Raw genomic sequence first — 16,251 nt, 5'->3', positions numbered from 1 at the left:
GGCATCGGTGCCGGCGGGTGCGCCCTATGGAAAGAGCGGCGGCAGCGCGTCGCGGTCATGCGGCGCGCCTTTCCGCGGGCCGCCGTCATCTTTGTAATAATAGCTGTAGCCGTTGATGGCCGGTGCGCCGCCGAGATGCGCATAGAGAATTCTCGATCCCTCCGGGAAGAAGCCTTTCCTGGTCAGATCGATCAGCCCCTGCATCGACTTTCCCTCGTAGACCGGGTCGGTGATCATCGCTTCGGTTCGGGCCGCCAGCCGGATCGCGTCATTCGTCTGTTCAGACGGAACGCCATAGGCGGGATAGGCATAGTCGGGATTGATGACGATCTCGTCCTCGCGCACGGCGCGGCCCAGCCCGATGAGAGCGGCGGTGTCGTCGACTATGCGGCGAACCTGCGCGCGGGTCTGGTCGAGCGTGCCGGAGGCGTCGATGCCGATCACCCGGTCGGCGCGATTTTGCGCGGCGAAGCCGACGATCATGCCGGCCTGCGTCGAGCCGGTCACGACGCAGACGATGATGTAGTCGAAGGCAAAGCCGAGTTCGCTCTCCTGCCTGGCGATCTCCTCGGCAAAGCCGACATAGCCTAGACCGCCGAACTTGTGCACCGAGGCGCCGGCGGGAATAGGATAGGGCCTGCCGCCCGCGTCCTTCACCGACTGGATCGCATCCTGCCAGCTTTTGCGGATGCCGATGTCGAAACCGTCTTCGACCAGCCGGCTGTCGGCGCCCATCAGCCGCGTCAGCAAGATGTTGCCGACCCGGTCATAGACCGCATCGTAGTGCGGCACCCATTTCTCCTGGATGACCACGCATTTCATGCCGATCTTGGCAGCCGTCGCGGCGACCATGCGGGTGTGGTTCGATTGCACGCCGCCGATCGACACCAGCGTGTCGGCGCCGGACGCAATCGCATCGGGCACGATGTATTCGAGCTTGCGCAATTTGTTGCCGCCCATGGCCAGCCCGGAATTGCAATCGTCACGCTTGGCGTAGACCTGCACTTTTCCGCCGAGCGCCGCGCTGAGGCGCGGCAGATGCTCGATCGGCGTCGGGCCAAAGGTCAGCGGATACCGTTCAAACTTGTCGAGAAGTGACATCGAGTTGCCTCCGCCGTGTTCGTTTTTCGATGCCCAGAGAATAGACGAACTGGGGCGAAAGGTGCTCTCGAAGAGGCCTCAGCTTTTTTGCATCTTTGCAACGAGATGCGCTACATTTAGTTCAATCGTCCATAGAAGCAGGCAAAGATGGAAGAATCTTCCGACCAGACTTTTGATCGCATCGACATCAAGATCCTGCGGGCGCTTCAGGCCGAGGGGCGGCTGACCAACGCGGAGCTCGCGGCCCGCGTGAATGTCAGCGCCGCCACATGCCACCGGCGCACGCAACGCCTGTTCGAAGAAGGCTACATCACCGGGGTCAGGGCGGAGATCGCGCCGGCCGCGGTCGGGCTCGGCGCGCTGGTCATGGTCGGCGTCGTGCTCGACCGCTCGACACCCGAAAGCTTCGCCGCTTTCGAGGATGCCGCCCTCAAGCTCAAGGAGGTCTTGGACTGCAATCTGGTGGCCGGCGACTTCGACTATCTGTTGAAGATACGCGTGCGCGACATGGCGGATTTCAACAAGCTGCATGGCCAGAAGCTGATCGCGCTGCCTGGCGTTCGGCAAACCAGGACCTTCTTCGTCATGAAGGAGGTCAAGGAGAACGCGCGGCTGCCGTTTTGATGGTCCGCAGCCAAGGGGGCGGCGCCCTACTCGTGCCGCAGCGCGTCGATCGGGTCGAGCCTGGCGCCGCGCAGCGCCGGGAAGAAGCCGAACACCATGCCGATCAGCGCCGAAAAGCCGACAGCGAGCAGGATGACGGCCGGGCTCGGCGCAAAAGGTATTGTCAGCGCCATCGAGGCGAGGCCGGCCAGCGACAGGCCGATCAGGATGCCAATGATGCCGCCAAGCAGTGAGAGCACGGTCGCCTCGACCAGGAACTGGATGAGGATGTGTTTTTCATGCGCGCCGATCGCCAGCCTGATGCCGATCTCGCGTGTGCGCTCGGTGACCGAGACCAGCATGATGTTCATGATGCCGATGCCGCCGACCAGGAGGCTGACGCCGGCGACGGCCCCGAGCATGCCGGTCATGGTGGTGGTGGCGCTGGTCATCGCGTCGGCGATCTGGGTCATGTCGCGGATGGCGAAATCGGGATCGCGGTCGGGCGTGATGCGGCGCGTGTCGCGCAAGATGTCCTCGACGCGCGGCTGCAGCTCGGTGGTCGGCGTGCGGTCGTCGGCGGCGATATAGATGTTGTCGATGTCGCGGTTGCCGGCGATGCGGCGCTGATAGGCGTGCAGCGGCATCAGCACGACATTGTCCTGGTCCTGGCCGAAGCCGGTATAGCCCTTCGGCTCGAGCAGGCCGATGATCTTGCAGGAGGTACGGTTGACGCGGATGATCTCGCCCTCCGGATCGCCAGCGCCGAAGAATTGCTGGCGCACGGTTTCGCCGATCAGGCAGACACCGGCGCCGGCACGCGTTTCGGAATCGCTGAAGGGACGACCCGACACCAGTTTCCAGTCGCGGGCATCCAGATAAGCGCTGTCGGTGCCGGTCACGCCCGACGTCAGGCTTTCGGTGCCGAAGATGACGCGGACCTGTTTTTGCGACGCCGGCGAAATGGCGCGCGCGCCGCTCAGATGCGCGTCGAGCGCGGTGATATCCTTTTCGGCCAGCGGCCGCACCGCCTGGTCGAGGCCTCCCGGTCCGCCGGGGCCTGCTGGCCGGCCGGCGCGTACGACGAGAAGGTTGCTGCCGAGCTTCGAGATATCGGCCTTGACCTTCTCCGTCGTGCCGGAGCCGATGGTGAGCATGGCGATGACGGCCGCGACGCCGATGACGATGCCAAGCAGCGTCAGGAACGAGCGCAGCACGTTGCGGCGGATCGAGCGCAGCGAGAGGCGGACGGTCTCCCAGATCATGCCGCTTCCTCCGCCTTCAAGGTATCGGAGGCGACATGGCCGTCGAGGAAACGGATGGTGCGGCCGGCATAGTCCGCAACATCGGCTTCATGCGTGACCATGACGATGGAAAGCCCGAGCCCGGCGTTGAGCCTGGTCAACAGCTCCATGATCTCATGCGTGCGCGCGGTGTCGAGATTGCCGGTCGGTTCGTCGGCGACGAGCAGCGTCGGCCTGGTGACGATGGCGCGGGCGATCGCCACGCGCTGCTGCTGGCCGCCCGAGAGCTCGGCCGGGGTGTGGTGCTCGCGCCCGACAAGCCCGACCTCGGCCAGCGCCTGCATGGCCAGCTCGCGACGTTCGCGCGCGGCGACGCCGCGATAGATCAGCGGCAGCTCGACATTTTCCGCCGCCGTGGTGCGCGGCAGGAGATTGTAGCCCTGGAAGACGAAGCCGACATAGAGATTGCGCAAAAGCGCGCGGCGGTTGCGGTCGAGGCGGCCGGCATCGACGCCCATGAAGGAGTAGGTTCCGGCCGTCGGCGTATCGAGGCAGCCGATGATGTTCATGGCCGTCGACTTGCCCGAGCCGGAAGGACCCATGATGGCGACGAATTCGCCACGCCGGATCGCGAGATCGACGCCGGCCAGCGCGTGCACGCGGGCCTCGCCCTCGCCATAGCTTTTCCAGACCTTGTCGAAGGTGATGAGCATGGGAGCCGACATGTCGTCAGCTCCGCTGCTGCGCGCCGGTGATGACTTGCGCGCCCTCGTCGAGGCCTGACGTGATCTCGGTCAACTCGCCGTCGGTCGAGCCGATCCTGACATTGACCGGACGCGGCCGGCCGTTCTCCAGCACATAAAGCGTGCGCGAGCCGTCGGCCGGCGCCTTCGTCGCCTCGCGCTGCCGGTTGGGGCGGCCCATGCGGCCGGTGAAGAGGTCGCGCAGGCTCCAGCCGCGCGCCTGCTGTTGCATCGGGCGATAGCGGAAGGCCGTCGAGGGAACGGTGAGCACGCCCTTGGCCTGCCTCGTGACGACCGAGACCGTCGCCGTCATCCCTGGCCTGAGCAGAAGCTCGCCATTATCGACTTCAAGCCGCGCATTGTAGGTGACGACGCCGTCGGTGGTGACCGAAGCGTAGGAGATGTCGCGGATCTCGGCGTCGAACGGCCGGTCCGGGAAAGCGTCGACGGTGAAGCGGGCATGCTGGCCGGGCTTCACCGCGCCGATATCGGCCTCGTCGACCGCGGCCTGCAATTCCATGTTCCTCAGGTCGGCGGCGATGACGAAGAGCACCGGCGCCTGCAGCGAGGACGCGACCGTCTGGCCGGGATCGACCGAGCGCGTCAGCACGATGCCGTCGATCGGCGCATAGATGGTGCTTTTCGCCAGATCGGTCTGCTGTGCCTTGAGGTCGGCCTGGGCGATGGCGAGATTGGCTTCGGCACTGTCGAGCGCCGCCTTCGAGCGATCGCGCGTCGCGGTCGCCGCTTCGAGCGACTGGTCCGTCGCCATGCCGCGCTTGGTTAGCGCGCTGGCGCGCACAACCGCGTTCTCGTTTTCCTGCAAGGTCACCTTGGCGTCCTCGACGGACGCGGCCGCCGCCTTGGCGGAGGCAGTGGCGCGCTCGATCTGGACCTCCAGCTTGGCGGTGTCGAGCGTCGCCAGCACGTCGCCTTTCTTGACCTGCTGGTTCTCTGCGGCCGCGACCGAGCGGACGATGCCGGAAAGCTCGCTGGAGATGTCGACCTGGGTCAGCGGCTGCAGCGTGCCGGTGGCGGATACCTCGACCGTGAGGTCGGCGATCGCCGCGGGCACGGCGGTGTATTCGATCCTGGGGGGCGCTGCGGCATACCATCGATAGAGGACAATGCCGGCCGCGACGATCGCTATCGCCAGCAGCGCGTAGCGCCAGAAGCGGCGGCGCTTGCGGCTCAAGCCCTTGCGGTCGAGCCCGAGCGCTGCCTCTATGGAAGTACCGGATTCCGCATTTGGCGGATTGACAAGCTGGTCCACGCCGGACCCCTATGCTGAAAATTGATGTCCCTATCCGGCACAAATCAGGCCTTAAGGTTCGAATTTCAAATTAAATTTCCCTCATGTTGGGATTGAGGCAGAAATTCGGGGCGAGGCGAAAGGTCTTCTCCATGGCGCGCAATTACTTGCTTTACGATGTGTTTACCACCGAAAGGCTGGCCGGAAATCCGCTCGCGGTGGTGCTCGACAGCGATGGGCTCGACACTGCCGGCATGCAGGCTATCGCGCGCGAATTCAATCTTTCCGAGACGGTGTTCGTGCTGCCTCCCGACAATCCGAAGCACCGCAACCGTATCCGCATCTTCACGCCCGACTATGAAATGCCTTTTGCGGGGCATCCGACGGTCGGCTCGGCGATCGCGCTGGCCGAGCTCGCCGGCGAGGCGGCCGGCATCTTCGTGCTGGAGGAGAATATCGGGCCGGTGCGCTGCGCGGTGAGCAAGCATGACGGCTCGACCTTCGCCGAGTTCGATCTGGCGAAACTGCCGGAACCGCTGGAGCTCAAGGCCGATCCCGAAGCAATCGGCGCGGCGCTCGGCCTTGCCCCGCACGAGATCGGCTTCGAGAATCACCGCGTCGCCTTCTGGTCGGCCGGCGTGCCTTATGTGACGATCCCGGTTGCCGGTTTGGAAGAGGCGGCCAAGATCAGGCTGGACGACCAGGCGTGGTCGGAATTGGCACCACGCAAGAGCGAGTGGGCCTTCGCCAGCCCCTATGTCTATTGCCGCGAGCGGGTCCATCACGACAGCGCCTTCCACGTGCGCATGATCGTGCCCGGCACGCCTTCCTATGAAGATCCCGCGACCGGTTCGGCCGCGGCGGCCTTTGCCGGCGCAATCATGCATTTCGACGCTCCGACCGACGGCATCTCGCAGCTCTGGATCGAGCAGGGGCTGGAAATGGGCAGGCCGTCGCGCATCCGGCTCGAGCTCAATGTCGAAGCTGGAAAGCTGGCCTCCGCGCGCATCGGCGGCCATGCGATCAAGGTGGCTGAAGGCCAGCTTTTTGTTTGATGGGTGCGGCACTTAGGCGATTTGTCGGGAAATGATCCCGGCAGGGCTGGACATCCCCGAAAGCGGCGGCTATATGCGCCGCCGACGCTGGTTTTTCCGGCGGTGTGGGTGTGTAGCTCAGTTGGTAGAGCAGCTGACTCTTAATCAGCGGGTCCACAGTTCGATCCTGTGCACACCCACCAAATCTTCTCATCAAAACAACGAAGTTGACCGCAAGAGCGGCGCCTACGGCGCCGTCTTGCCGAGGCTCGCCTTGAACTTGACCTTCATCGTGATCTGACCGCTCACCGTGAGCTGCGATCCGCCGTAACCGCCTGTGTTGCGGTCCCTGGCATTGAGATTGGTGCTCATGCCGGCAATCTCGCATGTATCGGCGACGGTCTCGAGCACCATGGCGCAACTGCCTGCAGCGATCTTGTAGAAGGAGCGAAGCGCGACCTGCTGCTGCGCGGCAGCGTCGTCGTCATCCTTGACCGGAAAGGTCATCGAGATCGACGACTGGATCCTGGCCGACCCGTCTTCACCGGGGCGAAGCGGGCGAACATATTGATCCTGAGACAAGGCCGGCGAAGCTGCGGAAACAAGAATCGCAGAAGATATTAGATATTTCAAATACATCGATCGATCTCCCATGAGACATATACGTTCCATGGAATAACCGAGATGACGTTATTTCGATGTTTCAACAGTGTTGAAATTTCGACCGATTTTTATTTTTCCGAAACGCCGGCCTCGGCGAAGCTTGCCATCCTGGCATGGCATTCCAGCGCCGAGCGCACGATGTTGACGGCAAGGCAGGCGCCGGAGCCTTCGCCGAGCCGCATGCCAAGATCGAGCAGCGGTGGCAGGCCGAGTGATTCGAGCAGGCGGCGGTGACCGGCTTCGGCCGAGACGTGGGCGGCGACGGTGTGGGCAAGGCCGGTCGGGTGCAGCCTGGCCAGCGGCGCGACAGCCGCGGTGCAGACGAAGCCGTCGAGCAGCACCGGCACGTTGTTCTTGCGCGCGGCGAGCGTGGCGCCGAGGATGGCCGCCAGCTCACGTCCGCCAAGGGCCGCGGCGATCTTCAGCGGGTCGGAGAGCGAATCGGCATGGCGCTTGAGGCCTGCCTCGATGGCCACGACCTTGCGCTGCAGCCCGGCATCGTCGACACCGGTGCCGCGCCCCGTCCATTTTTCAGCGCCGCCGCCGAACAGCGCGGTCGAGATCGCCGCCGCAGGGGTGGTGTTGCCGATGCCCATCTCGCCGAAGCAAACGAGGTCGAGATCCTTGGTCACGGCGTCGTAGCCGGCCGAGACGGCGGCGAGGAAAGCCTTTTCGTCCATCGCCGGAACCTGCGTGAAATCGTCGGTCGGGTGATCGAGATCGAACGGGATGACGTCGAGCTTGGCGCCGGCGATGCGGGCGAGCTGGTTTATGGCAGCGCCGCCGCCCGCGAAATTCGCCACCATCTGCACGGTGACTTCCGAAGGATAGGCCGACACGCCCTGCGCGGTGACGCCGTGATTGCCGGCGAAGACGAAAACCTTCACCGCATCGAGCTTCGGCATGTCGCGGCCCTGCCAGCGCGCCAGCCAGGCGGCGATCGTTTCCAGCCGGCCCAGGCTGCCCGGCGGCTTAGTAAGCGTGTCCTGGCGGCGGGCAACGGCTGCTGCCGCGGTGTCGCTGCCGGCGGAAAGGTCGAGGCAGGCGGCACGCAGGTCTTCGAGGGATTTGAAGGACGTTGATTGGGGGGACATGGGGGCAAGGTCTCCGAAAGAGAATCAGGAAAGGCAAACGGATGCGACGAGCAGCACCGCGATCTCACCGAGCTGCTGCAGCGCGCCGATCGTGTCGCCGGTCTGGCCGCCGATCTGGCTGAGGCAAAGCGCGCGGAAGGCCGCAAAGATCAGGCCGAGCAGGATGAGGGCGGCGATCGCGCCGCCAAGGCCGAGCGCCAATAGTGCCACGGCACCAAGCGCTGCGCCGATAACAGCGGTTTCGGTGGTGACGGAGCCAGCGCCCGCCGACAGACCATCGGCGCGGGCCGGGGGCAGAAGGTGCATGAAGGCGCCGAACAGACCGCGCGAGGCGGCATGCGCGGCGAGCAGCGCCAGGAAGACATGGCCCGGCCCAGCCAGTTGCGACAGCGCGCTCCAGCGGATCAGCAGCGAGATGCCAAGCGCTGCCGCGCCATAGGCGCCGATGCGGCTGTCGCGCATGATCTCCAGCTTCCTGTCGCGCGTCCTGCCGCCCCAAAAGCCATCAGCGATATCGGAAAGCCCGTCCTCGTGCAGGCAGCCGGTGACGAGCATCGTCGCGGCAAGCGCAAGTGCGGCGGCCGGCCCGGTGGCGAGGCCGAGAGCAGTGGCGATGGCATAGACGAGCGCGCCGATGATCGCCACCGCGAGGCCGGCGAATGGTGCGGCCCAAATCGCATCCGCCAGGCTGCGGCCGCCGAAGTCGCTCGATGGCAACCTCAGCCTAGTGAAGAAGACGAGGCTGAGGCCGATATCGTCAAGCACTTGCCGGGGTGCGGAGGGGCCGCTCATGCGCCCCTCGCTATGGCATGGAAGAAAGTGCCGCTGACATGGCTGCGCCGGTAGCCGGAGGCGCCGAGCGGATTGCCCTGGCCGTCGGCAAGGTCGGCCAGTGGCTCGTCATTGCCCGAGGCGGTCATCTGCGCGTAGTGGAATTCATGGCCGCGGATCAGCGTGCCTTCCGGCCCCAGCGGGCAGGCGGCGCGCAGCCGCGCCTCGCGATAGCCGAGGTTCATCTTGCGCCTGGCGAAGCTGGTCGAATGGCCAAGCAGGCCCAGCATCCTGTGGCTTGTCCCCTCCGCGTCTTCCAGCCCTTCGCCCAGCACCATGAAGCCGCCGCACTCGCCATGAACCGGCTTCGTCGCCGCAAAGCGCGCCATTCCCTTCTGCAAATTGTCGGCGGCCGCGAGCTTGCCGGCATGGAGTTCCGGATAGCCGCCGGGGAGCCAGCAGACATCGCAATCTTGGCCCGGCGCTTCGTCGGCAAGCGGCGAAAAGGGCACGATCTCGGCGCCTGCCTTGCGCCAGTACGAGGCGACATGCGGATAGAGGAAGGTGAAGGCGGCGTCCTGCGCCAGCGCGATGCGCTGTCCAGGCGGCTGCAGCGCATCGCCGAAGTCGCCGGGGGTCGGTTCCAGCGGGGTCGCCAGCGCCAGGATGGTGTCGATGTCGAGCGATTTCTCGACCATGTCGGCCAGCCGATCGAGATGCGCCATCAGGTTCTCGTACTCGCCGGCCTGGACGAGGCCGAGATGGCGCTCCGGCAGGTTGAGCGTCGGATCGCGCAGGATGGCGCCGACCACGGGCAGGCCGATCGCTTCGATGGCGTCGCCCGACAGGCGGCGATGGCGTTCGCTGCCGAGGCGATTGAGCACGACGCCGGCCATGCGCACGTCGGGATCGTAGGTGGCAAAACCCTTGGCCACCGCCGCCGCCGTGGTCGACTGTCCGGAAACGTCGAGCACCAGAAGCACAGGGAGGCCGTAGAGCCGCGCAAGATCGGCGGCCGAGCCGGAGCGACCTTCCGGCGCGGGGATGCCGTCGAACAGGCCCATCGCGCTTTCGAGGATGATGTATTCGGCGTCGTCCGCCGCTTGGAACGCCAGCGCGTTGAGCAGGGAAGGCGACATCGCCCAGCTGTCGAGATTGACGCCGGACAGGCCGGTAGCAGCGGTATGGAAGCCCGGATCGATATAGTCCGGGCCGGACTTCGCGCCGCGCACCTTCAACCCGCGCCGGGCAAGCGCGCGCAACAGGCCGATGGTGACGCTGGTCTTGCCCGAGCCGGAGCGCGGCGCGCCGATGATGATCGCCCGCGCCGTCATATCTCGCCCGCCAGTGCCGCGCGCATGGCGACGATGCCGCCGACGACGATCAGCGCCGGGGAGGCTAGCCCGGCGGCCGCGGCCTCCTCGGCGATGGTGGCGAGCGTGGCGACGACGATGCGCTCCTGCGGCGTGGTTGCCGCGACGATCACCGCGGCGGGTGTCGAGGGCGCGAGGCCGCCTTCGAGCAGCTTTGCCGCGATCACCGGCAGATGGGCCATGCCCATATAGACGACGACCGGCTGTCCGGTGCGGGCGATCGCCGCCCAGTCGATGTCGTCATCGGTGCCGGCGGCATGGCCGGTGGCGAGGATGACGGCCTTGTTTATGCCGCGCATGGTGGCGGGGATGTCTGTAGCTGCAAGCGCGCTGAGGCCCGAGGTCAGGCCTGAGAGCACGCGGAACGGAATTTTCTCGCCGGCGAGCGCCAAAGCCTCTTCGCCGCCACGACCGAAAATATAAGGGTCGCCGCCTTTCAGCCGCACCACGCGGCGGCCCTCGCGCGCCAGCCGTACCAGGAGTGTGTTGATGTCGTCCTGCTTCATCGAGGGCTGGCCGCCGCGTTTCCCGGCGTAGAAGAGGTCCGCGCCTTGAGCGACCGCCACGACATCGGGCGAGACCAGCGCATCATAGACCAGCGCGTCGCATTGTCCGAGCGCGGCCAGCACCTCAAGCGTCAGGCAGCCGGGGTCGCCGGGGCCGGCGCCGGCCAGCCAGACATGACCGGGTTCCAGTTCGCGCGGCTTGAAGTTCAGTCGCGCCAGCGCCTGATCTATATTTGCCCGTCCGTTCGTATTGGCGCTGCCGTTCACAATCCGTCCCGTCCGCGAAAACGCCGCTGATAGTGGGCGTCGTAGAGTGAGCTTTCGCCGAAATCCTGGGTGGCCAAAGCGCTGCCGACGAAGATGATCGCTGTGCGCTCCATAGGGTTTTCCACCAGTTGCGCTTCGATAGTGCCGAGCGTGCCGGTCAGGATGCGTTCGTCCGGCCACGAGGCGCGGAAGACGACCGCGACCGGGCATTCGGCGCCGTAAAGCGGCGTCAGATCGGCGACGACGCGGTCGATGGCGTGAATGGCAAGATGGATGGCAAGCGTGGCGCCGGTGCGGCCGAAGCCGGCCAGCGTCTCGCCCGGCGGCATTTTCGAGGCGCGGCCGGAGACGCGGGTCAGCACCAGGCTTTGCGCGAGCTCGGGGATAGTGAGCTCACGGCGCAGTGCTGCCGCCGCCGCGGCGAAGGAGGGCACGCCTGGGGTCAAAGTGTAGGGGATGCCGTGCTTTTCCAGTCGCCTTATTTGCTCTGCGACTGCGCTCCACACCGAAAGATCGCCGGAGTGCAGGCGCGCGACATCCTGGCCGGCCTTGTGCGCGGCGACATATTCGGCCTCGATCTCGTCGAGCGACATCGGCGCGGTATCGATCAATTTGGTGCCGGGCGCGCAATGCTCGAGCAGCTCCGGCGCGACGATCGAGCCGGCATGGAGGCAGACCGGGCAACTGGCCAACAGCCGCGCGCCGCGCAGCGTGATGAGATCGGCAGCGCCCGGACCGGCGCCGATGAAATGGACCGTCATGGCGCGTCTCCGCTGATGGCGATGGCGCAGGTGACCGGGCCAAGCACCGTGCGAGGTCCGAGCAGTCTTGCACCGGCCCCGGCAACCGCAAGCGCCGACGCCTCTGAAACCGACGGCGTGCCAGCGCGGCTCTGCGACAGATCGCAGCGGCTGCGAGCGCCCGGCGAGGCCAGCTGCAGGACCTGGTCTTCGGCAATGACCACCGGCAGGTTGAGCGCGCGGCCGGCGGCGGCAATCGCCGCCTCATCCTTCTTGAGCGGGGCGGTCGCCAGCGCCGAAAGCGCTGATATCGCGAAGCCATGCGCTTCAAGCGCGGTCTCGATCGCCGCCAGCACTTCTTCGACGCTCACGCCCTTCCGGCTGCCGATGCCCGCGACCATCATGGCTTCACCCAGTTCCACTGCGTGACAGGCATGGCCGATCGCCAGGCCTGCATGGAGCCGACCGGGGCCGCGCGCGACAGCGCGATGCGCGTGAGATCGCCGCCGCGGCTGTTGTGCTGGTCGAGCAGCAGCGCCTCCATCTCCAGCGTCACCGCATTGGCGACGAGGCGGCCGCCGGTACGCAGCGCCTTGATCGCCTTCTCCAGCACGCCGGCATCGCTGCCGCCGCCGCCGATGAAGATCGCATCCGGCGTTTCGAGCTTGGCGAATGCCTTGGGCGCGGCGCCTTCGACCACGACAAGACCGGGCACGCCGCAATGCGCGGCGTTGCGGGCGATGCGGTCGGCGCGTTCGCTGTTGGCTTCGATGGCAATGGCGCGCAGCGAAGGATGCGCCAGCATCCATTCGATGCCGATCGAACCGGAACCGGCGCCGATGTCCCACAGCAGCTCGCCGCGCCGCGGCGCCAGCGCCGACAGCGTGACGGCGCGGATCTCGCGCTTGGTGATCTGACCGTCATGTTCGAACAGGTGATCGGCGAGGCCGGTGGTCAAGGGCAGAACGCGCGCATCCGGCGTCGATTCAATTTCGAGCGCCAGCACGTTGAGCGGGTTGATGTTTTTGAGATCGAAGGCATCGGCGCGGGAGGTTCGATGCGCCTCATCGGCACCGCCGAGCGCTTCAAGGACCGTCAGCCGCGACGCGCCGAAGCCGAGTTCGCTGAGCAGTGCGGCGATGGCTACCGGCGCGTCGGCGTCGGAGGTAAGCGCCAGGATACGCGCGCCGGGATGGAGCAGGGGCCGGATCAGGTCGATCGAATGGCCGTGCAGTGAGATGGTCTCGACGTCCTGCAGCGCCCAACCGAGACGGGAGGCGGCCAGCGACAGAGAGGAAGGCGCCGGCAGGACGAGCATCTCATCCGGCTTGACCTTGCGCGCCAGCGTGACGCCGACGCCATGGAAGAACGGATCGCCGGAGGCCAACACACAGATTTTCTTGCCCTTGAGCGCCAGCACGTCGCGCATTTCGGCGTCGAAGGGCGTCGGCCAGGAGCGGGTTTCGCCCTTGGCCAGAGGTGAGACGAGAGCGAGATGCCGCTTGCCGCCAAAGACGACGTCGGCCTGCGCGATGCGCTGCTTGGCCTCGTCGCCGAGACCCGCTACACCGTCCTCGCCGATGCCGACGATGGCGAGCCACTTTTGGGCGGGCTCGGCGGCGCGCGGACCCTTAGCAGGCATGATGACCCACCGTATCCTGATCCTCGGCGGCACGACGGAAGCCCGGCAGTTGGCCGGGAAGCTCGCCCGTCGCGCGGATTCCTCGGTCACGCTGTCGCTGGCCGGCCGCACCGAAAGCCCGGTGGCGCAAGGCGTGCCCGTGCGTGTCGGCGGCTTTGGCGGGGTGGATGGACTGGCTGCCTATCTTCGCGAGGAGCATGTCGATCTGCTGATCGACGCCACGCATCCCTATGCTGCGCGTATCTCGGTCAATGCGGCTGAAGCGGCAAGGCAGGCTGGCGTGCCGATCCTTGCGCTGCGCCGTCCCGGATGGGAGCCTGTCGCGGGCGATCGCTGGACGCTGGCCGACAATGCCGCTGAGGCGGCAAAAGCGCTTGGCGAGGCGCCGCGTCGCGTCTTTCTGGCGATTGGCAGGCAGGAGGCCGGCGCGTTCGAGGCCGCGCCGCAGCACCGCTACCTGATCCGCAGCGTCGATCCGGTCGAGCCCAAGCTTGCCGTGCCCGATGCGCTCTACCTGTTGGCGCGTGGACCGTTCCCGGAGGCTGACGAACGGGCACTGCTGGAAAAACACGGGATCGACGCGATCGTTTCCAAGAACAGCGGCGGCGAGGCGACCTTTGGCAAGATCACTGCTGCGCGGGCGCTTGGCATCGAAGTGGTCATGATCCGCCGTCCGACCTTGCCGGGCGTTCCCTCGGCCGAAACCGTCGATGCGCTGGCGGCGATGGTCGATCATCTTTTCGACCCCGTTGCCGAACGCGGCGTGTAGACCAGCGCCGGCTTTTCATCACGCCTGATAATGCGGGTCTCGGGCGAACCGATGATGATGCAGGTCGACATGTCGGCCTTTGCCGCATCGGCGTCCGCCAGCAGAAATACCTCGATGCGCTCGTCGGGCCGGCCGGCGGCGCGGCCGAAGATCACCGGCGTGGTGCCGGGCAGGATCGCCTTGAGGCATTCGAAGGCGCGGCCGAGCTGCCAGGGGCGGGCCTTGCTGATCGGGTTGTAGAGCGCGATGACGAAGCCGGCTCCGGCTGCCGCCAGCAGGCGCAGCTCAATCAGGTCCCACGGCTTCAGATTGTCCGAGAGCGAGATGGCGCAGAAGTCATGACCGAGCGGCGCGCCGATGCGGGCGGCGACCGCCAGCATGGCGGTGACGCCGGGAACAACGGCGAGATCGATCGCACGCCATTCGGCGGGACCGGCTTCGATCGCCTCGCAGACGGCCGCGGCCATGGCGAAGACGCCCGGATCGCCGCCGGAGACGACGGCGACGCTGTGGCCTTCGGCGGCCTTGGCCAGTGCTTCGTTGGACCGGGCGAGCTCTTCGCGGTTGTCGGAGGCGATGCGGGTCTGATCCGGCCGCAGCTCCAGCCGGTCGAGATAGGGCTTGTAGCCATAGAACAAGGTGGCCTCGGCGACGGCATTGGCAGCCTGCGGCGTGACCTGATCGGCATTGCCGGGTCCGAGGCCGATGACAGTAAGGCGGCCGCTCATGGCTTTGCCCCCGGGCGAGCCGACCAGCCGGCGACCAGCACGATGGCGAAGTAGGGCGCCTTGTCGTCCGGCTTTTCGGCGAGCCGCATCGAGACGCTGCCCGCCATGGTGCCGCGCTCGACATAGACGGCCTTGGCCAGCTTGCCGGTCGCTTCAAGCGCGCGGCGGATTTTCGGCAGGTTGCGACCGACCTTCATGATGACGGCGGCATCGGTGTCGGCGAGGCGGCGAGTCAGTTCGAACTCGCTCATCGTGCCCGGCAGCACGGTCAGCACGTCGTCGCCCTGGACGATCGGCAGGCCGGTCTGCGACCAGCAGCCGGACATGGCGGTGATGCCGGGGATGACCTCGGTCGGGAAGCGGTGCACGAGGCGCACATGCAGATGCATGTAGGAGCCGTAGAACAGCGGATCGCCCTCCGACAGCACGGCCACCATCCTGCCGGCGCCGAGATGCTCGGCGACCTGTTCGGCCGAATGCTCGTAGAAATCGGTGATCTGCGCGCGGTAGTCGTCGTGATCCTTGTCGATCTCGGTCGTCACCGGATAGAGCAGCGGTAGCTCGATCATATCCGGCCGGAAGCGCGCCTCGACGATGGCGCGCGCATTGCTGTTGTTGCCGCGCTTGGCGAAATAGGCGACGACATCCGCTTCAGCTAACGCCCGCGCGGCTTTCAGCGTCAGCAGCTCCGGATCGCCGGGGCCGGTGCCGACGCCGACCAGACGGCCTTTCAGGATGGCGTTCACAGGCCGGGCCTCGCCAATGAATTGAGCGCGGCGGCGGTCATGGCGCTGCCGCCCAGCCTGCCGCGGACGATGGCGTAGGGCACGCCATAGGAATTCTCGGCCAGCGCATCCTTGGATTCGGCGGCGCCGACGAAGCCGACTGGCATGCCGATGATCGCGGCCGGCTTCGGCGCGCCGGCGCGCAGTTTTTCGAGCAGATAGAAAAGCGCGGTCGGCGCGTTGCCGATGGCGACGACGGAACCCGCCATGCGCTCGCCCCAAAGGTCGATCGCGGCGGCCGAGCGGGTATTGCCGATTTCCCTGGCGATGTCATGCGTGCGCGGGTCGCGCAGCGTGCAGATCACCTCGTTGCCGGCGGGCAGGCGGGCGCGGGTGACGCCGTGAGCGACCATCTCGGCATCGCAGAAGATCGGCGCACCGGCGGCAAGGGCGGCGCGAGCGGCGGTGACGAAATCGCCGGAGAAGACAAAATGGCTGGCGGCTTCGACCTGGCCGCAGGCATGGATCATCCGGATCGCGACATCGGCTTCGGCTTCCGAGAAGCGCGACAGGTCCGCCTCGGCGCGGATGATGGCGAAAGAGCGCTCATAGATCGCGTTGCCGTCGTGGATATAGTCGTAGGCCGCCATTCACTGGTTCCGTCGATAGAGTTCGGCGATGCCGGCCGCGCCAAGCCTTGCCAGGCAGGCAGCGGCGGTCTCGCCTGGATGTCGTGCGCCGTGGATCGCCGCCGCAATGCCGGCGACCCCGCGCGCGGCGTCATAGCCCGGCCTGTACGCGGCAGGAAGGGCCTTTGCCGTCCCGTCCACGACAAGTCCGGCTCCGTTTTCGTCGCCCACCAGGGTGAGCGCCGCTGGGCCCGGGTGCGCGCAGCCCTTGGCGCAGCCGGAAATGTGCAGCGTGAGTGAAGCGTCGAAGAGATCGGCGCTCTGCTTTGCGATCGTTTCAGCGATGGCGCGGGTGGCGATACGGCCG

Annotated in this window: 18 protein-coding genes, 1 tRNA gene and 1 pseudogene; 4 read left to right on the top strand and 16 right to left on the bottom strand. The window is 66.5% G+C overall.

The features are described 5' to 3' along the window. Positions 1–24 precede the first annotated feature (24 nt). Positions 25–1,101, bottom strand: coding sequence for a 1-aminocyclopropane-1-carboxylate deaminase (locus FJ471_RS23480; RefSeq protein ID WP_140807120.1), 1,077 nt, complete (start codon positions 1,099–1,101; stop codon positions 25–27). Positions 1,102–1,248: 147 nt separating this feature from the next. On the opposite strand from FJ471_RS23480, the gene FJ471_RS23475 reads away from it, so the two are divergent. Further along, on the top strand, positions 1,249–1,725 hold the full coding sequence (locus FJ471_RS23475; RefSeq protein WP_140807119.1) for an Lrp/AsnC ligand binding domain-containing protein: 477 nt from the start codon (positions 1,249–1,251) through the stop codon (positions 1,723–1,725). A gap of 26 nt (positions 1,726–1,751) precedes the next feature. Here the strand turns inward: FJ471_RS23475 and FJ471_RS23470 are convergent, their stop codons facing one another. Genes FJ471_RS23470 through FJ471_RS23460 form a run of 3 tightly spaced genes read right to left on the bottom strand, consistent with a single transcriptional unit; the run spans position 1,752 to position 4,964 of the window. Beyond that, on the bottom strand, positions 1,752–2,969 hold the full coding sequence (locus FJ471_RS23470; protein ID WP_140807118.1) for an ABC transporter permease: 1,218 nt from the start codon (positions 2,967–2,969) through the stop codon (positions 1,752–1,754). Continuing rightward, on the bottom strand, positions 2,966–3,673 hold the full coding sequence (locus FJ471_RS23465; RefSeq protein WP_140807117.1) for an ABC transporter ATP-binding protein: 708 nt from the start codon (positions 3,671–3,673) through the stop codon (positions 2,966–2,968). Before FJ471_RS23465 ends, FJ471_RS23470 begins: the two co-directional genes overlap by 4 nt. Positions 3,674–3,677: 4 nt before the next feature. Continuing rightward, on the bottom strand, positions 3,678–4,964 hold the full coding sequence (locus tag FJ471_RS23460) for an efflux RND transporter periplasmic adaptor subunit (protein ID WP_140807116.1): 1,287 nt from the start codon (positions 4,962–4,964) through the stop codon (positions 3,678–3,680). Positions 4,965–5,095: 131 nt separating this feature from the next. Between FJ471_RS23460 and FJ471_RS23455 the strand changes: the two genes are divergently transcribed. Together FJ471_RS23455 and FJ471_RS23450 are read left to right on the top strand one after the other, a co-directional pair. Further along, positions 5,096–5,998: a PhzF family phenazine biosynthesis protein gene (locus FJ471_RS23455; protein ID WP_140807115.1), complete on the top strand. Its 903-nt coding sequence runs from the start codon at positions 5,096–5,098 to the stop codon at positions 5,996–5,998. Positions 5,999–6,104: 106 nt separating this feature from the next. Then, a tRNA-Lys gene (locus tag FJ471_RS23450) sits at positions 6,105–6,180 on the top strand. A gap of 43 nt (positions 6,181–6,223) precedes the next feature. On the opposite strand, the gene FJ471_RS23445 is transcribed toward FJ471_RS23450, so the two are convergent. The 8 genes from FJ471_RS23445 to cbiE form a co-directional block, all read right to left on the bottom strand. Next, positions 6,224–6,484, bottom strand: coding sequence for a hypothetical protein (locus FJ471_RS23445; protein ID WP_140807114.1), 261 nt, complete (start codon positions 6,482–6,484; stop codon positions 6,224–6,226). A gap of 224 nt (positions 6,485–6,708) precedes the next feature. Further along, complete coding sequence (gene cobT, locus FJ471_RS23440; protein ID WP_140807113.1) at positions 6,709–7,734, bottom strand: nicotinate-nucleotide--dimethylbenzimidazole phosphoribosyltransferase; 1,026 nt, start codon at positions 7,732–7,734, stop codon at positions 6,709–6,711. Positions 7,735–7,758: 24 nt separating this feature from the next. Continuing rightward, positions 7,759–8,526, bottom strand: coding sequence for an adenosylcobinamide-GDP ribazoletransferase (gene cobS, locus FJ471_RS23435; protein ID WP_140807112.1), 768 nt, complete (start codon positions 8,524–8,526; stop codon positions 7,759–7,761). After that, positions 8,523–9,839: a cobyrinate a,c-diamide synthase gene (locus FJ471_RS23430; RefSeq protein WP_140807111.1), complete on the bottom strand. Its 1,317-nt coding sequence runs from the start codon at positions 9,837–9,839 to the stop codon at positions 8,523–8,525. The genes cobS and FJ471_RS23430 overlap by 4 nt, the downstream gene beginning before the upstream one ends. Continuing rightward, on the bottom strand, positions 9,836–10,651 hold the full coding sequence (cobA, locus tag FJ471_RS23425) for a uroporphyrinogen-III C-methyltransferase (protein WP_140807110.1): 816 nt from the start codon (positions 10,649–10,651) through the stop codon (positions 9,836–9,838). Before cobA ends, FJ471_RS23430 begins: the two co-directional genes overlap by 4 nt. Then, positions 10,648–11,412 carry a precorrin-4 C(11)-methyltransferase gene (gene cobM / locus FJ471_RS23420; RefSeq protein ID WP_140807109.1) on the bottom strand — a complete coding sequence of 255 codons (765 nt, stop codon included), beginning with the start codon at positions 11,410–11,412 and terminating at the stop codon, positions 10,648–10,650. The genes cobA and cobM overlap by 4 nt, the downstream gene beginning before the upstream one ends. Further along, entirely contained in the window at positions 11,409–11,795 is a 387-nt protein-coding gene (locus FJ471_RS23415; protein ID WP_140807108.1) for a cobalamin biosynthesis protein, read from the bottom strand. The genes cobM and FJ471_RS23415 overlap by 4 nt, the downstream gene beginning before the upstream one ends. Further along, positions 11,792–13,033, bottom strand: coding sequence for a precorrin-6y C5,15-methyltransferase (decarboxylating) subunit CbiE (gene cbiE / locus FJ471_RS23410; protein WP_140807107.1), 1,242 nt, complete (start codon positions 13,031–13,033; stop codon positions 11,792–11,794). The genes FJ471_RS23415 and cbiE overlap by 4 nt, the downstream gene beginning before the upstream one ends. 1 nt (position 13,034) lies before the next feature. Here cbiE and FJ471_RS23405 point away from each other — a divergent pair, with 1 nt between their 5' ends. Next, positions 13,035–13,802 (top strand): cobalt-precorrin-6A reductase, encoded by a 768-nt coding sequence (locus tag FJ471_RS23405; protein ID WP_140807106.1) that lies wholly within the window; start codon positions 13,035–13,037, stop codon positions 13,800–13,802. Here FJ471_RS23405 and FJ471_RS23400 read toward each other — a convergent pair. The 4 genes and pseudogenes from FJ471_RS23400 to FJ471_RS23385 all read right to left on the bottom strand — a co-directional run. After that, complete coding sequence (locus FJ471_RS23400) at positions 13,766–14,530, bottom strand: precorrin-3B C(17)-methyltransferase (protein WP_140807105.1); 765 nt, start codon at positions 14,528–14,530, stop codon at positions 13,766–13,768. The two genes, FJ471_RS23405 and FJ471_RS23400, sit on opposite strands and share 37 nt — an antisense overlap. After that, positions 14,527–15,276: a precorrin-2 C(20)-methyltransferase gene (locus FJ471_RS23395; RefSeq protein ID WP_140807104.1), complete on the bottom strand. Its 750-nt coding sequence runs from the start codon at positions 15,274–15,276 to the stop codon at positions 14,527–14,529. The genes FJ471_RS23400 and FJ471_RS23395 overlap by 4 nt, the downstream gene beginning before the upstream one ends. Next, entirely contained in the window at positions 15,273–15,905 is a 633-nt protein-coding gene (locus tag FJ471_RS23390) for a precorrin-8X methylmutase (RefSeq protein WP_140807103.1), read from the bottom strand. Before FJ471_RS23390 ends, FJ471_RS23395 begins: the two co-directional genes overlap by 4 nt. After that, positions 15,906–16,251 (bottom strand): annotated as a pseudogene (locus FJ471_RS23385) (precorrin-3B synthase); the annotation flags it as partial.

This window comes from Mesorhizobium sp. B2-7-1 (genome assembly GCF_006440735.1).
In the GTDB taxonomy this organism is placed as follows: domain Bacteria; phylum Pseudomonadota; class Alphaproteobacteria; order Rhizobiales; family Rhizobiaceae; genus Mesorhizobium.
The sequence above is the reverse complement of the archived record's forward strand: the minus strand, read 5'-3'. Positions and strand labels throughout refer to the sequence as shown.

Coding starts and splice junctions, on each gene's coding strand:
- FJ471_RS23480 (WP_140807120.1), bottom strand. CDS start 1,101: ATGTCACTTCTCGACAAGTTTGAACGGTATCCGCTGACCTTTGGCCCG.
- FJ471_RS23475 (WP_140807119.1), top strand. CDS start 1,249: ATGGAAGAATCTTCCGACCAGACTTTTGATCGCATCGACATCAAGATC.
- FJ471_RS23470 (WP_140807118.1), bottom strand. CDS start 2,969: ATGATCTGGGAGACCGTCCGCCTCTCGCTGCGCTCGATCCGCCGCAAC.
- FJ471_RS23465 (WP_140807117.1), bottom strand. CDS start 3,673: ATGTCGGCTCCCATGCTCATCACCTTCGACAAGGTCTGGAAAAGCTAT.
- FJ471_RS23455 (WP_140807115.1), top strand. CDS start 5,096: ATGGCGCGCAATTACTTGCTTTACGATGTGTTTACCACCGAAAGGCTG.
- FJ471_RS23445 (WP_140807114.1), bottom strand. CDS start 6,484: ATGACCTTTCCGGTCAAGGATGACGACGACGCTGCCGCGCAGCAGCAG.
- cobT (WP_140807113.1), bottom strand. CDS start 7,734: ATGTCCCCCCAATCAACGTCCTTCAAATCCCTCGAAGACCTGCGTGCC.
- cobS (WP_140807112.1), bottom strand. CDS start 8,526: ATGAGCGGCCCCTCCGCACCCCGGCAAGTGCTTGACGATATCGGCCTC.
- FJ471_RS23430 (WP_140807111.1), bottom strand. CDS start 9,839: ATGACGGCGCGGGCGATCATCATCGGCGCGCCGCGCTCCGGCTCGGGC.
- cobM (WP_140807109.1), bottom strand. CDS start 11,412: ATGACGGTCCATTTCATCGGCGCCGGTCCGGGCGCTGCCGATCTCATC.
- FJ471_RS23415 (WP_140807108.1), bottom strand. CDS start 11,795: ATGATGGTCGCGGGCATCGGCAGCCGGAAGGGCGTGAGCGTCGAAGAA.
- cbiE (WP_140807107.1), bottom strand. CDS start 13,033: ATGCCTGCTAAGGGTCCGCGCGCCGCCGAGCCCGCCCAAAAGTGGCTC.
- FJ471_RS23405 (WP_140807106.1), top strand. CDS start 13,035: ATGACCCACCGTATCCTGATCCTCGGCGGCACGACGGAAGCCCGGCAG.
- FJ471_RS23400 (WP_140807105.1), bottom strand. CDS start 14,530: ATGAGCGGCCGCCTTACTGTCATCGGCCTCGGACCCGGCAATGCCGAT.
- FJ471_RS23390 (WP_140807103.1), bottom strand. CDS start 15,905: ATGGCGGCCTACGACTATATCCACGACGGCAACGCGATCTATGAGCGC.